The sequence below is a fragment of the Paenibacillus sp. FSL P2-0089 genome (assembly GCF_038595095.1).
GTDB classification, from domain to species: Bacteria; Bacillota; Bacilli; order Paenibacillales; family Paenibacillaceae; genus Paenibacillus_AQ; species Paenibacillus_AQ silagei.
This window is the reverse complement of the sequence record NZ_CP152006.1, coordinates 5,728,973-5,743,665: the sequence shown is the minus strand read 5'-3', so window position 1 is coordinate 5,743,665 and position 14,693 is coordinate 5,728,973. Positions and strand designations below refer to the sequence as shown.

The window sequence follows — 14,693 nt, the reverse complement described above, 5'->3', positions numbered from 1 at the left end:
AAATGTTTGACAGCGTATACAAGGAAGGAGTATGCTCTGAGCAGGGGAAACACAAAGAAATAATGGAAACGTTTCTATATGGTCGAAAAGGGTTAATTAGTTGCAGTAGAAAGCTTAATTAGTTGCAGTGGAATGCAATGTTTAATTTGGAGGTGGGTTCATTGGCAAGATTTGTACAATCGGGCGGAAATGTTGTCCGGGAATTATTGAAGAACAAAGTGCTGTATCTCATGCTGCTGCCTGTCATTGTGTATTTTGCTGTGTTTCATTATGCGGTAATGCCTGGCGCTTACGTTGCATTCGTAGATTACAAGCTCAACAAAGGGATCTTCGGCAGTGACTTTATCGGACTCAAGAATTTCGAGTTCCTGATTCAGAACGGAGACCTCTGGAATATCACCAAGAATACTTTGCTCTACAATCTGGTGTTCCTTGCACTGGGTAACATCATACAGATTGTATTTGCCATCATGCTGTCGGAGATTGCAGGCAAATGGTTCAAGAAGATCTCGCAGTCGGTTATTCTGCTTCCGAACTTCATCTCGATGGTTATCGTCGGCGTGTTCGCGTATAACCTGTTCAATTTCAACTCCGGGTTTATCAATACGATGCTTACCAGTACGGGCTTAGACAAGATTGAGTTCTACTCCGACGCTGGAATCTGGAAATACATCATTGTAGCATTCAAGATCTGGGCAAGTACCGGTTACGGTATGATTGTCTATCTGGCAGCTATAACGGGGATCAACCATGATCTATATGAAGCAGCCTATATGGACGGCGCCACTACCTGGCAGCGTATCCGTTATATGACTCTGCCGATTCTGAAGCCAACCTTCATTCTGCTCCTCCTGTTCGGTATGGGCGGAATTCTCAAAGGCTCCTTCGACCTCTTCTACAATTTGATTGGAACAAACTCCGTGCTGTATCCGCAGACGGATATTATAGATACTTATGTCTTCCGGTCGCTCGTCGGACAATTTAACTTTTCCATGGGTGCTGCAGTAGGCTTCTACCAATCCTTATTCGGTCTGGTTCTGGTGCTTGTCGTTAACTTTATTGTGCGCAAGGTTGAACCGGATAGCGCGTTGTTCTAAGACAAGATAAGAAACAGGGGTGTTAATATGGCAAGTAATACTATTAAACAGGATTCAGGCAGCATTTTCATTAAGGTGATCAGCTACATTTGCATCTCCGTATTTGCCCTGTTCTGTGTGTTTCCGTTTGCGCTGATGATCTCTTCCTCCTTCATGAATGAGCAGGAGATTATCCGCGAGGGGTACAAGCTGATACCGAATGAGATCTCTTTCAAGGCCTATGAATTGTTGCTCAGTAACTCCTCCAAGCTGGTGGATGCTTATCAGGTAACGATCTTTATCACAGTCGTCGGTACGGTGCTCGGGCTGTTCATGATGTCCATGGCCGGATTTGTCCTGAACCGCAAGGATTTCAAATACCGTAACTTCTTCTCCTTCCTGATCTATTTCACCACCTTGTTCAGCGGAGGATTGATTCCGACTTACATTCTGATGGTTAAGCATCTGCACCTCAAGGACAATCTGTTCGCCATGATCCTGCCGGCGGTGGTAGGGGCGTGGTCGATCTTCCTGATGCGTAACTTCATGAAGGCGATCCCGGATTCCCTGTATGAATCAGCGACGATTGACGGCGCAGGCGATTTCCGCATCTACTGGCGGATCTTCATGCCGCTGGCGGTTCCGTCACTGGCAACGATCGGACTGTTCTCGGCACTGGGCTTCTGGAATGAGTGGTACAACGGAATGCTGTACATGGACACTCAGAGCAAGTTCCCGCTCCAGTACTTCCTGCAGCGCATGATCAACCAGGCGAATATGGGCAGTCTCATCAACTCGGGGGCGGTCATTAATACAGCCGATCTGCCGACCCAATCGATCAAAATGGCTACAGCCGTGCTGGCCACAGGCCCGATCATTCTCCTGTATCCATTCATTCAGCGTTACTTCGTAACCGGTCTTACCATCGGTGCTGTCAAGGGTTAATGGACGCCTGCTTCAAATGAAGGGTGTTTGTTATAGATGCAAAAACCATAATATAGAAAAGAAAAGGGAGGCTTACCGAATGAAAGGTAAAAAGATTGCTTCTTCTCTAGCCGCTGTCCTCATGCTTACTGGAGTGCTATCCGCTTGTTCGTCAAGCAATAATGCAAATGGTGGAAATACAGGCTCGTCGAACACTCCATCCACTTCCACTAATTCCGGAGGCGTAGACACTTCTAAGGAAGCGAAGCTGACGTACTACCTGTGGGGCAGTGAAGGAGTTACCAATAAAGACATTCTGGCTGAGATTAACAAGAAGCTTAAGGCCGATCTGAATACTACGCTTGAAATCAAATATATTGACTGGGGAGACGTAGCGACCAAGTATCCGCTGCTGTTCGCTTCCGGCGAATCGTTCGATCTGTCGCATGCTTCTCCGGGTGCTCCTGTGTCTTACTACACTCTGGCTACTGAAGGTGCGCTGACCGACATTACCGACATGCTGGACAAGGTAGCGCCTAAGCTGAAAGCGGAGATTCCAGAATCCTCCTGGCAGAACACGAAGGTGGATGGCAAAATCTACGGCGTACCGAGTCTGTTCAGTGAATACACGCCTGCCGGTTATGCCTACCGTACTGACCTGCTGAAGAAATACGGCATGACTGAAATTAAGACAATCGATGATATGGTTAAATACATGGATAATGTGGTTGCCAATGAATCCTTCCCGCCAATTAACGGTAAGGCTGAGGATGCACAGAACATGTACAGAATGCTCGTAGATACTACAGGCATGTGGCTGAACGCACCTGGTATCTCGCTTAATGAATTGAACCTGGTCACTAAGAGCCCAGAGGATTACAAGACTGTATTCCATCCGGCCTTCACTCAGGAATTCGAGGATTGGGCTGTGAAAATGCGTGAGTGGGGCGACAAGGGCTACTGGGGAAAAGACGTTCTGTCCGCTTCCCTCGGCAGCAAAGACAACTTCAGAGCCGCGAACTCTGCGGGTTATCTGACTCATGCCCAGGACTGGATCGGGCAGTATGGCGGAGATATCAAGGCGCTGCCTAATTCTCCTACAGCCTTCTATACTTTTGCTGAAGCGAACAAGAAAATCAAACGTAAGATGGGTGTAGACAACTCGACAGTCATCAGTGCGAACTCCTCTAACCCAGAGCGTTCTCTGATGGTTATTGAGAAATTCATGACAGATGAAAGCTACTACAACCTGATGCAGTACGGTATTGAAGGCAAGCACTATATCATTGAAGACGGCGTGAAGAAACAGCCTCCAGGCTTCAATGAGAAAACAGACGGCGGCGGCTTCTCGGCCTGGTCGCTCAGAAACGACAAGTTCGTGATTCCTAGTGATACTGAGAACCCGGTCCGTAAAGACCTGTTCACGGCATGGGATAAAGAAGCGATCGATGATCCGTACAACGGCTTCAGCTTCGACCCGGCTAATGTAACTACTGAAATTGCCTCGATCTCGAACGTGAATGCACAGCTTGGTATTCAGCTCATGCTGGGTAAAACAAATAAAGATCCAAAAACGGCTGTAGCAGAATACCGCGATCAGCTGAAAAAAGCAGGAGTTGACAAGGTCATTGCCGAAGTAGAGAAACAATTGGCAGATTTTACACCTGTTAACTAAAAGAATGTATAGGTTACAGGGGAGCTATATCTATATAGCTCCCTTACCTATAAATGGGGGAGTAGAGTGGACGTAAACATTAAGGATATCGCCAGGATATCCGGTGTCGGCATTTCAACAGTGTCCAGAGTTATTAATAACAAGGGTCTGGTGAGCGATGCCACCCGGGAGAAGGTACTGAGTGTCGTCAAGGAATATAACTATATTCCCAATTCCAATGCCCGAAATCTGAAAACAACCCAATCCAAAAATATTGCACTTATGGTAAAAGGGATCACTAACCCGTTCTTCTCCATTATGATTAAGGAGATTGAACGTCAGGTCAATCTGCGCGGCTATCCGTTTCTCATCCATCAGGTAGAGGACGGCACCGATGAGATCAACGCTGCCATTCAACTGGTGAAGGAGAAGAATCTTAGCGGGATTATTTTCATGGGCGGTACCTATAATCACTCCGAAGAGAAATTCAAGCAGTTAACGGTTCCATTCGTACTCACGACCATCACTACCTCACAGGAAGTGGACCCGTCCATCTTCTCAAGCGTAACGATCGATGAATCCAAGGAAGCCTATAAGGCAACCTCATATTTACTTTCGCTTGGACACCGGAACATCGGCTTTCTCGCCAAATCCCCTTTACTGGAAGACACCACAGGCAGCCGCCGCCTTCTTGGCTACAAGATGGCGCTGGAAGAACATAACATAACTTATAATTCGGGATTCGTAGAGGATTGTGAATACAGTCCAAGCTCGGGCTTCAACGCTGCACGCAGACTGCTGAACCGCGACAGAACCGTAACTGCTATCTTTGCGGCCTCCGATACGATTGCGATCGGTGCGGCCAAAGCTGTGCTTACCGCAGGCTTATCTATCCCCGATGATATTTCGATCATCGGCTTCGACGGTATTGAGATGGCCGAATACTATCATCCTGCACTGGATACGATCAGCCAGCCGGGCACCGAAATGGCGTTGTCCAGTGTGGGCGTGCTGTTCGACCTGATTACCAAACATTCCTCCCATCAGCATATTGTCTATGATGCGGTATTGCTCAAGCGCGGCTCTTGCAAGATGATTAAGGGCCGGTAACAGCAGGGCGCTGACTATAAAACTAACTGGAGTTGATATTAAGGATGCAAGAATCTTTGAGAATAGGCACTTTGGTCCGTGGCGGCGAAGCCGTCCAGGTCATTCCGCAGATTGTGGAGCATGGCTTCGAATCCTTTCAACTGAATTTCTGGCAGACGACAGGCGGAATCGACCTGGTGGAGACCGCAGCCCGGGTCCGGGAGCTGGCGGCGGAGCATCACTTCGTCATCTCTGCTGTCGGCATCTACGGCAATCCGCTCGGCGGCGGACCGGAGGCTGAGACGGAGGCCACCTTGGCGGGCTGGGAGCAGCTGATCGAGCACGCTCACTTGTTCGGGACGGACATTATTGGCGGCTTCACCGGACGGCCGCCCGGCTCGTCGATTGACGAATCGCTTCCGAGATTCGCCGAGGTGTTCGGGGAATTGTCGAAACGGGCGGCAGATAAGGGTCTGCGGATTGCTTTTGAGAACTGTGCGATGGGCGGGAGCTGGCAGAAGGGTGACTGGAATATCGCCCATAACCCTACAGCTTGGGAGAAAATGTTCAACGCCGTTACGGCAGACAATCTCGGGCTGGAATGGGAGCCTGCCCATCAGCTCACCGCGCTGATTGATCCGATCCCGCAGCTGCGCAAATGGGTGGATAAAATCTTCCATGTCCATGGCAAGGATGCGACGATTGCCTGGGACATAGTCAAGGAGTACGGAATTCATGGTCCGAAGCCTTATGTGTGGGACCGGACGCCGGGCTTCGGGGATACGAACTGGACGGATATTATCACCATTCTCCGGCAGGGCGGCTATCAGGGCACGATTGATATTGAAGGCTGGCATGATCCGGTCTACCGGGACGAGCTGGAGATGACCGGCCAGGTCCATGCGTTGAATGTTCTTAAGCATTGCCGGGGCGGCAGTATGATACCAAATCCGGTTGTATGAGTATACAAGAAAGACCTCATGATTCACATCTGCGGATGTGGCCGTGAGGTCTTTTTGGTTGTAGTTATGTGATTAGATGAATCGCTTGATGGTCCAATAGGGGACGGTGAAGGTCCCTTTATTCGTTTCAATATGCAGTGCATCTGCGGAATGATCGATTTGGCATACTCCGGTGTACGTTTCTCCGCTGATCAAATGCACGCGCTGGCATAGATTGGAGAGAAGTGCATGCTGAATATCCTGTTTAATCATACTCTTCACTTCCTCCTTGAATGCAGAATGCTTGTAAATCTCTTTACTTATTATTAAACACGAATAGGAGATTTTAACAGCGAAATTAGTTACAGTTTTGTACCATTTCACACCTACATAGTTGGCCTCAGATGGAGTAACATGTTCATGTACTGTCAGAGTAATGCTCTGCTCAGAGGGTATATATATTCTAGGAGGTGTCACCAATGAATTGGACAACCAGATTACAGCAGATCACCGTAACGCTCCTTACCGCAAGTCTAATCTCTCTAGTCGGCTGGGGGACGTCATCTCCCTCGGTTCAGGCAGCAGCACCGGCCCCAACTCCGCCGCAGGGATGCAGCACCGGAGACCATGGGCTGCTTAAGGATCTGCAGAAGGCACACCAGGGAGCGGAAACGCAGCCGCTCACCTTCTCGGATGTAGAGTTCCTAAGCTCAGATACGGGGCGGGCAGCCGGGAACGGCTTCCTGATTGGAACCTCGGACGGCGGCTGCCATTTCCAAAAGATCTATGAAGGACAGTGGAGCTTCCAGCAGATTGATTTCCCGGATAATGTTCACGGCTGGGCGCTTGCCGCGGTCAAGGACGGACAGGCTAAATATCTGTTAAGAACGGCAGACGGCGGCTCTACCTGGACAAGGCTGTCGAACCAGGCCGTGACCTTTGAATCGGTAGAATTTCTGGACAGCAGCAAGGGATTCGGCTACAACCGGACCTCTACTTACTATACGAACGATGGCGGGGAGAGCTGGAGCCTGATCAAGACACCTACCAATACCCGCGGAGCCCATTTCACCAGCAGGAATAACGGCTGGGCTGTGGTAGTTGTTCCCGGGAGCGGCTATCGGGTAATGAAGACAACTAACGGCGGAGCAGCCTGGAAGCAGGTACTTAGCGCCTCCACCCCTGAGGCGAATTACGGGCAGATCTACGCCAAGGACAGTCAGGTGTATGCGCTGCTGTACGGCGGCGTCGGCATGTCGCAGACCTCTTATTCTCTCTACGGCAGCTCTAACTCCGGCGGCAGCTGGACCCGGGTGATTGCCCAGGAGACCGCAGGCGGCGGTCCGGCTCCGGGCAGGGGCGCAGCCGTAGCGAAGAAGGGGCCGGCCTCGGGCAGTCCCGGCAATATGGTGCTGATCGGCAAATCGGTAGCTTTCCTGGCAGGATACCAGCCGGCAGCGGAGCAAGTGGGCATCGGGCTCACCAAGAACAACGGACAGAGCTGGAAGAATCAGCAGACCGTTCCCGGCTTCGAAGGAACGATCTCGTTCACCGATGCCAATCAGGGCTGGATGGCTGTGAAGGATATGAATAGCTCCACCCTCTACGTGACGAAGGATGCAGGTGCTACGTGGGCAGCGCGGTTTTCTTTTGAGACGGCAGGGCGGTAGATTGTCCGTAAGATAATGATGAAGGACAAAGATGAGTGATAAAGATGAAGGACAAAGATGAGTGACAAAGACGGGTCTTCTCCCTATGGGGGCGGGCCCGTCTTGATTGTTGTAATAGGAGCAATCGGCCCCCGCGCCGCTCGCCGTCCCGTTGTAATCGGTTTTTCGATTACAATCGGCCCCCGCGCCGCTCGCCGTCCCGTTGTAATCGGTTTTTCGATTACAATCGGCCCCCGCGCCGCTCGCCGTCCCATTGTAATCGGTTTTTCGATTACATTCGGTCTACGCGCCGCTCGCCGTCCCATTGTAATCGGTTTTTCGATTACATTCGGTGCTCGCAAGCAGGCCCGGCCTGAATGTATGCGAAAAACAGCATACGTTGTGCTCGTAAGCAGGCACCCGGCCTGAATGTATGCGAAAAACAGCATACGTTGTGTTCGGCTGAAACGATACCGTCCTTTAAATGAACGATATCGTTTCTATTGTGGTGCAGCAGAAGAAGAGGTATTGTGGAGAATAACGTTAGCTTTGGTGTAATACTTGTGAGTAGCGGGTAATGGGATAGCATAGGGGGTGAAGTATGGTTAGACCCGTTAGAATACTCTGGATAAGCGCTGTAGTAGTGAATATCGTAGGATTGGCCCTCTTTCTGTTACAGACGAGCCCGGGGTTCAGCCAAGGGTTTATCCTGGATGTCGTAAATATAATGCTGCTCCAGATATTAGGCATCCCCTCTGCGGTTTTGGTTGTTGCATCGCTTCTTCTGTTGAAGTACACAAGGAAGCCGCCAGGCTGGGCAGGGTACATAGGAATCTTCATCATGATAGGGGCGTTACTGTGGATTGGGGGATATTTTCTGCTTTTTGCAAGGCTGATGCTATTTGAGAACGTCCGGTAAAAATAATACTTTACTGATCGTTCTCGAATATGCTAAAATGCTGGTACGAGGCAGATTATTTTTTTGATTATAGTAGAACGAACGGTCTCAAATGAAACGGATGAGGAGTGTTAATGATGGGGAAGCTTGACGGGAAAGTTGCATTGATTACTGGAGGAAATAGCGGGATAGGGCTGGCTAGTGCCAGGCTATTTGTGGCGGAGGGCGCAAGAGTGGTCATAACCGGCCGTAATCCGGTATCCCTGCATGCGGCGGTAGAAGAGCTGGGTGCGGAGCATGCAGTTGCTGTCCAGGCGGATGCGACTGATCCGCAGAGTGCGGTGAAGGCTGTGAATTCAGCAATAGAGGCCTTCGGCAGACTGGATGTGGTCTATGCGAATGCAGGAATCGCGGGCTATACACCGCTGGGCAGCACAGAGCTTGCCACCTTCGAGGAAGTGCTCCGGATCAATGTGACCGGTACCTTCTTCACCGTCCAGGCTGCACTGCCTCATCTGAAGGCCGGAGCCTCCGTCATTCTGACCGGCTCCGTGTTAGCCAAGGCCGGAAGACCCGGCAATTCCGCCTATGCTGCCAGCAAAGGAGCAGTCAGCAGCATGACGAAGGTGCTGGCCTCCGAGCTGTCTCCGCTGGGCATCCGCGTCAACAACATCGCGCCTGGCGTAACGCGCACTCCGATCTGGGGAGAGTCGGCGATGGATAACTGGAAGCAGGTCGAGGCAGGCATGGCACTGTCGATTCCTCTGGGCCGCGCGGGTGTACCCGAAGAGATCGCTAAGGTCGCCCTGTTCCTGGCCTCCGATGATTCTTCGTATATCCAAGGTGCAGATATCGCCGTGGACGGCGGTGCAGGCAGCTCGCCGCTGGGCGCGCCGGTATACCGGCAGAATGCATAACGCGTAAGTATAAGCTACAAGCCATAAGTTACGAGCTATAAGCTGCAAGCCACGAGCTACGAGCTACAAAAAGGCACAAAAGCACCTACGGGGGTGTTTTTGTGCCTTTTGTATAGGGGATTTATGATATTCGTCTAGTGCGGAGGCGGATATAGTGTATGCGAAAAACTGAACACAATGGGACCGGGTGCAGCGCATAAGCCGAATGTAATCGAAAAACTGAACACAATGGGACCGGGTGCACCGCGTAGGCCGAATGTAATCGAAAAACCGAACACAAATGGACCGGGAGCGCCGGGTAGGCCAAATGTAATCGAAAAATCGTATGCAATATGCTGGCATTCACTCAGTGTGTTAAAATGAACTGGCACATGTAAAAATATGTCATTCCCACTCTGGTCTAAAAACTATTTTTGAATGGAGGTTATCCGCATGAGGCTTACGAACCGGACTACGATTATAGCTGGTATAGTAATAATTATAGTTGTGGGTGGAATCTATGCGTCGCTTACAGGCTTACCTTATAAAAGAAGCCAAATTGCAAGCGAGGTCAGAGAATACCTGGTTCATACCAGAGCATACCCCGCAGCAGATATTCAGGAGGTCCGGGGAGTCTACAGCTTCAAATCGGGAGATTATGAAGTGGAGGTACGCTATAAGGATGAACCCAATCAGAACTATACGTACGCCAAAGTGGATGGAGCGTTCAGATTGGTTGGCGCTTCCAGCCTGTACGGAAATCATATGGATGAAACTTTTTACTGAATGAGCTTGGCGGGAAGAGGTAATCAGCATACACTGTCGAATTAGAGAATATATATACAGTTGGAAAATATTTGTATACGCACAGCTGGTATATTGTAAACGCTAACAATAAGCGGGAGGCGAACGGGATGGACGGAAGCAAGTCGTTGATCTATCAGATTCTCAAGACGATTGAAGAGGGCAAAGAACCGGTACTGGATAACCTGGAGGGTGTGACGGTCGGGGGCTTCCACAGTGCGCTGGAACAGATCGCAGAGAACAAGCTGGCGAGCAATATCAGCTTCTCTGTTAGCGGGAAAGGCAAGAAGGCAGTCCGCGTCGCGAATACGAGCGGTTCTAAACTGACTGCGCAAGGCGTTAATTATATTCATATTCAGGACAGCCGCAGCTTCTAGCCTGCCCTTGATCCTGGCAGGAATAAACGATATTACCCGAACACCCGCAAACTGGAGAGAGGTCTCCTGCTGCGGGTGTTTTTGCTGTGGGCAGAATGAAGCATACACGGGGATTCCTTCTACTGCGAAGCCTTAATACGAGGCTTGGAGAGTGGCGGCGTTATTGGTAGACAAGTTCTGGTGACCCGGATCGACATTTTTAATATATCATGATATATTATTATGTATGATACCGAAAAATGAACGTCAGGGGACCATGAACGTTATGACTGAAACAACCTCTTCCAAGCCGATGTATGAGAAGATCTTTGATGAAGTGAAGGATAGCATCCTTACACAGGCTTATAAACCCGGAGAGCGGGTTCCTTCCGAGAAAGAGCTGGCTGAGACCTATAGTGTCAGCCGCATAACCAGCAAAAAAGCACTTGAGATGCTGGCCGCCGAACGGCTGATTGTCCGCAAGCCCGGCCGCGGCTCGTTCGTAACAGATGCTTCCGCTGAGCAGTCTGACCCGGGGATGAACCTCACAGCCCCGGCTGCGTTGAATATTCGTGCCAATGAGAAAACAGTCGGCCTGATCATCACCGACTTCGGCAACAGCTACGGGACGGGACTGATCTACGGGATGGAGCAGGCTTCGCGCGATAATGACTGCTTTCTGGTGCTGCGGAGAACCTTCGGGATTCCGGAGAATGAAGAGCAGGCGATCCAGAAGCTGCTGAATCTGGGTGTAGACGGTCTGATTATTTTCCCGGCCCAGGGCGAGTATTTCAATGCGGAAATTCTGAAGCTGGTCATCGGGCGTTTTCCGCTCGTGCTGGTAGACAGACATCTAAAAGGAGTAGCTGCGGCCTCCATCAGCACCGATAATCTGCAGGCGGCCCTTGAAGCGACGGAGTATTTATTTGACCTCGGGCATACGCATATTTCGTTTCTGTCTCCGCCTCCCGTGGACACCACTGCGGTGGAGGACCGGATTGAGGGCTTCATTCAGGCCCATGCGCAGCGGGGGGTCATGGTTGACAAGGAGCTGTGGGTCAGCGATTTGACCTCGACGCTGCCGAAGTTTTTTAATGCGGATAATATTGAACGGGACATCTCGCGGCTGGTCACCCATCTGCAGAGCCATCCGTCCGTCACGGCGTTATTTGCCATTGAATACAATATCGCGCTGCTCGCGAAGACTGCGGTGGAACGTCTGGGGCTACGCATACCTGAGGATATCTCCATTATATGCTTCGACAGTCCGCCGACCCATCTGGGAGGCGGGTATGCCTTCACCCATATGCGGCAGAATGAAGAGGAGATGGGCCGGATTGCCCTGGAGAATGTGCTACGTATTATGAACGGGGAGGCTGTTCCCCATAAGGTGATGCTGGAAGCTGAGCTGGTGCCCGGGAATTCGACCGGCCCTGTCCGTCACAACTAGCTGCTGTAATCTAAAGACCCATTCCGCCGGACATTCCGCCGGATGGGTTTTTTTGCTGTGTCCAATGTGATCCGTTTCCGGCCGGAAGATTAAGCTTGCAAGTTAGCCTAGTCTAGTCAATATCAGTGTATTTCATATGTTAATATATTATTATCTAAATATACATATTGACATATCATTTACATACCAATATACTCATTTGTGAAAGCGCTTCATTCATTACAGAGGAGGTCATTCCGATTGAAAGCGATGAAGGAAACACCTAATTCCCTGCGGGAGCTGGCTGGCCGTGTACGTCAAAAACTGCCCGGCTATCCGCACCTGGCAGATATGTTTGAACAGTGCATGCTTAATACCTGGAACACAACGATACAGCGCAACCCGGATGGAACAACCTTTGTCATTACCGGTGATATACCGGCCATGTGGCTGCGGGATTCCACCGCACAAGTCCGTCCCTTCCTGATCCCCGCCTCCGAAGATGAAGAAATTGCCGGCATGATTGAAGGGCTTATCGCACAGCAATTTGCCTATATAGCCATTGATCCCTATGCGAATGCGTTCAACCGGGAAGCGAATGGACGGGGTCACCAGGAAGACAAAACGGCGATGAGTCCATGGATTTGGGAACGGAAATACGAAATTGACTCCCTCTGCTATCCCATTCAGCTCAGCTATCTGCTGTGGAAAAACACCGGGCGGATCACGCAGTTCAATTCAGCGTTTGAAGCAGGAGTGTGGCAGATTATTAAATTATGGATCAGGGAGCAGAGTCATGAGAGCGGTTCCGATTATGTTTTTGAACGCGTGAACTGTGTGCCAACCGATACGCTTGTCCGCGACGGCAAAGGCTCTGTAACCGCCTATACCGGAATGACCTGGTCAGGCTTTCGTCCAAGCGATGATGCCTGCGAATACGGTTACCTGGTGCCTGCCAATATGTTCGCCGTCGTTGTCCTGCGGTACGTCAGCGAAATCGCATCCGATGTGCTTGGCAACCCGGAGCTTGCACAGGCGGCGGAAGATCTGGCTGAGCAGATTGACGGGGGAATCCGGCGGCATGGCATTGTGGAGCACCCTGAATATGGTCCTGTCTACGCCTATGAGACCGACGGCCTGGGAGGCGTGAACCTTATGGATGACGCCAATGTGCCCAGCCTGCTGTCTATTCCTTACCTTGGCTATGCATCTGCGGATGATCCGGTGTATCTCAACACCCGCAAGCTTATTCTAAGCCGGACCAACCCCTATTTCTATGAAGGCAAGGCGGCAGCAGGTATTGGCAGTCCGCATACCCCTCCGCATTATATATGGCCTATCGCCTTGGCGGTTCAAGGAATGACCTCCGGGAAGGGGGAGGAGCAGGAGGCAATGCTTGAGCTGCTGCAACAGACAGATGCCGGAACCGGATTGATGCATGAGGCTTTTCATGCGGATTATCCGGAAGAGTATACCAGACCCTGGTTTTCCTGGGCCAATATGATGTTCTGCGAGCTGCTGCTGATGCGCTGCGGAATTGAGGTGAGTAGAGGCTGAGCAGCCCTGGCTCTAATAACAGACAATACAAATGAAGGGGATGTAATAATGAAAAAAGGATGGGTTACGGTACTCTCGGTGATGATGTTCGCTGCCTTGGCGGCAGGCTGCAGTGGTAATTCGGCAAAAGAAAGCCCTGCGAATGACGGCAAAGCCGGAAGCGGCAGCAGCGGCAAGAAGACGGAGCTGACGTTCTGGGGCGATTGGGGCGGTGAAGGCCAGAAGCAGTTCGAGACCATGGTGGATGCCTTCAACAAATCACAGGACAAAATTCATGTCAAATATGTGCTGCAGCAGGATATGATCACCAAATTCCTGACGGCGGCCACCAATGGCGGTGCACCTGATGTGCTGTTCTGGGATCGCTGGCGGACCTCGCTGTATGCTCCCAAGAACGTGCTGCATCCGGTGGATGAGTACTTAACGCGTGACGGCATTTCCAAGGATGATTTCTACAGCGAGTCATTGACCGAGCTCTCCTATAACGATAAATTATACGGGCTTCCGCTGACCGTTGATGCACGGGCATTATTCTACAATAAGAAGCTGCTGGATGAAGCGGGGCTTCAGCCTCCGGCTACCTGGGATGAGCTGGAGCAGGCTGCTGCCAAGCTGACCAAGTGGAACGGCGACAAGCTGGAGGTGGCAGGCTTCTCCATGGGCGACCTCGGCCTGTTCAATATGTATCTCCAGCAGGCAGGCGGCCAGATGCTTACAGAGGACGGCAAAACCAATTTCAATAATGAGCAGGGCAAGCAGGTGCTTGAATTCTGGGACCGCCTGATGAACAAAGACAAGGTGTATAAGGTTGGCTTTGAGCTGGGACTTGGCGAAGGGCAGGATGCCTTCGTTACAGGCAAGGTCGCCATGCTCTATTCCGGCCCCTGGATGCTCAGTACCTATAACAAATACGGTAAAGATCTCGAATATGGCATTGTACCCCCTCCTGCCGGGCCGAACGGCGACAAGGGCAGTGTGATGGGCGGCTTCGGACTCGTGATTCCGGAGGGCTCCAAGCATCATGATGAGGCATGGGAATTCATTAAATGGTGGACCGCGAACAAGGATAATGCCTTGATGTGGGCCAAGACCAGCCTGAATCTTCCGGGCTTCAAGCCTTCGATGGAAGATCCGTTTTTCCAGGATGACCCGCAGTGGAAGCCGTTTCTGGATACGCTGGAATTTGCCAAAATCCGCCCGACTCATCCCGGCTATTCCGTGATGGAGACCGATGCGCTTGCGCCTAATCTTCAGCTGAACCAGCAGAACAAGCAGAGCATTGAAGACACGCTGAAAAAGGCTCAGGAACAAGGCGACAAGATGCTGAAGGATAACGCGGTTGTTAAGTAACCAGCCTGATGCCGCGGGGAGGTGGTGCCTCCCTGCTGCCATGGAGCCTTGCCGGATGATGAGAGGGGGA

14 protein-coding genes are annotated in these 14,693 nt (G+C 51.0%); 13 read left to right on the top strand and 1 reads right to left on the bottom strand.

The annotated features are described in order from the left end of the window. Nucleotides 1-161: 161 nt before the first annotated feature. The 5 genes from NST69_RS24085 (at nt 162) to NST69_RS24065 (ending at nt 5,705) form a co-directional block, all read left to right on the top strand. Complete coding sequence (locus NST69_RS24085) at nt 162-1,097, top strand: ABC transporter permease subunit (RefSeq protein ID WP_036725975.1); 936 nt, start codon at nt 162-164, stop codon at nt 1,095-1,097. A gap of 27 nt (nt 1,098-1,124) precedes the next feature. Next, nucleotides 1,125-2,021, top strand: a complete 897-nt coding sequence (locus NST69_RS24080; RefSeq protein ID WP_036725974.1) for a carbohydrate ABC transporter permease — start codon at nt 1,125-1,127, stop codon at nt 2,019-2,021. A 79-nt stretch (nt 2,022-2,100) separates the two neighbouring features. Beyond that, complete coding sequence (locus tag NST69_RS24075; RefSeq protein ID WP_342547329.1) at nt 2,101-3,675, top strand: DUF3502 domain-containing protein; 1,575 nt, start codon at nt 2,101-2,103, stop codon at nt 3,673-3,675. 66 nt (nt 3,676-3,741) lie between these two features. Beyond that, nucleotides 3,742-4,764 (top strand): LacI family DNA-binding transcriptional regulator, encoded by a 1,023-nt coding sequence (locus NST69_RS24070; protein WP_342547328.1) that lies wholly within the window; start codon nt 3,742-3,744, stop codon nt 4,762-4,764. Between the two features lie 44 nt (nt 4,765-4,808). Beyond that, nucleotides 4,809-5,705, top strand: coding sequence for a sugar phosphate isomerase/epimerase (locus NST69_RS24065; protein ID WP_342547327.1), 897 nt, complete (start codon nt 4,809-4,811; stop codon nt 5,703-5,705). 72 nt (nt 5,706-5,777) lie between these two features. Here the strand turns inward: NST69_RS24065 and NST69_RS24060 are convergent, their stop codons facing one another. After that, nucleotides 5,778-5,957 (bottom strand): hypothetical protein, encoded by a 180-nt coding sequence (locus NST69_RS24060; RefSeq protein ID WP_036697495.1) that lies wholly within the window; start codon nt 5,955-5,957, stop codon nt 5,778-5,780. A 206-nt stretch (nt 5,958-6,163) separates the two neighbouring features. Here NST69_RS24060 and NST69_RS24055 point away from each other — a divergent pair, with 206 nt between their 5' ends. The 8 genes from NST69_RS24055 (at nt 6,164) to NST69_RS24020 (ending at nt 14,623) form a co-directional block, all read left to right on the top strand. After that, nucleotides 6,164-7,354 carry a hypothetical protein gene (locus NST69_RS24055; protein ID WP_342547326.1) on the top strand — a complete coding sequence of 397 codons (1,191 nt, stop codon included), beginning with the start codon at nt 6,164-6,166 and terminating at the stop codon, nt 7,352-7,354. Nucleotides 7,355-7,934: 580 nt separating this feature from the next. Further along, nucleotides 7,935-8,252: a hypothetical protein gene (locus tag NST69_RS24050; protein WP_076079414.1), complete on the top strand. Its 318-nt coding sequence runs from the start codon at nt 7,935-7,937 to the stop codon at nt 8,250-8,252. A 113-nt stretch (nt 8,253-8,365) separates the two neighbouring features. Next, the gene (locus NST69_RS24045; protein ID WP_342547325.1) at nt 8,366-9,148 is read left to right on the top strand and encodes a glucose 1-dehydrogenase; all 783 of its coding nucleotides are present in this window, start codon (nt 8,366-8,368) and stop codon (nt 9,146-9,148) included. Nucleotides 9,149-9,580: 432 nt separating this feature from the next. Continuing rightward, nucleotides 9,581-9,913 (top strand): DUF3139 domain-containing protein, encoded by a 333-nt coding sequence (locus tag NST69_RS24040; protein ID WP_036725961.1) that lies wholly within the window; start codon nt 9,581-9,583, stop codon nt 9,911-9,913. 128 nt (nt 9,914-10,041) lie between these two features. Beyond that, nucleotides 10,042-10,308 (top strand): hypothetical protein, encoded by a 267-nt coding sequence (locus NST69_RS24035; protein ID WP_036725959.1) that lies wholly within the window; start codon nt 10,042-10,044, stop codon nt 10,306-10,308. A 265-nt stretch (nt 10,309-10,573) separates the two neighbouring features. Further along, the gene (locus tag NST69_RS24030; RefSeq protein WP_342547322.1) at nt 10,574-11,737 is read left to right on the top strand and encodes a GntR family transcriptional regulator; all 1,164 of its coding nucleotides are present in this window, start codon (nt 10,574-10,576) and stop codon (nt 11,735-11,737) included. Nucleotides 11,738-11,986: 249 nt separating this feature from the next. After that, a complete protein-coding gene (locus NST69_RS24025) occupies nt 11,987-13,273 on the top strand; it encodes a glycoside hydrolase family 125 protein (RefSeq protein WP_342550216.1) in 1,287 nt (428 codons plus the stop codon). A 48-nt stretch (nt 13,274-13,321) separates the two neighbouring features. Further along, a complete protein-coding gene (locus tag NST69_RS24020) occupies nt 13,322-14,623 on the top strand; it encodes an ABC transporter substrate-binding protein (RefSeq protein ID WP_342547321.1) in 1,302 nt (433 codons plus the stop codon). The last annotated feature ends 70 nt before the right edge of the window (nt 14,624-14,693 follow it).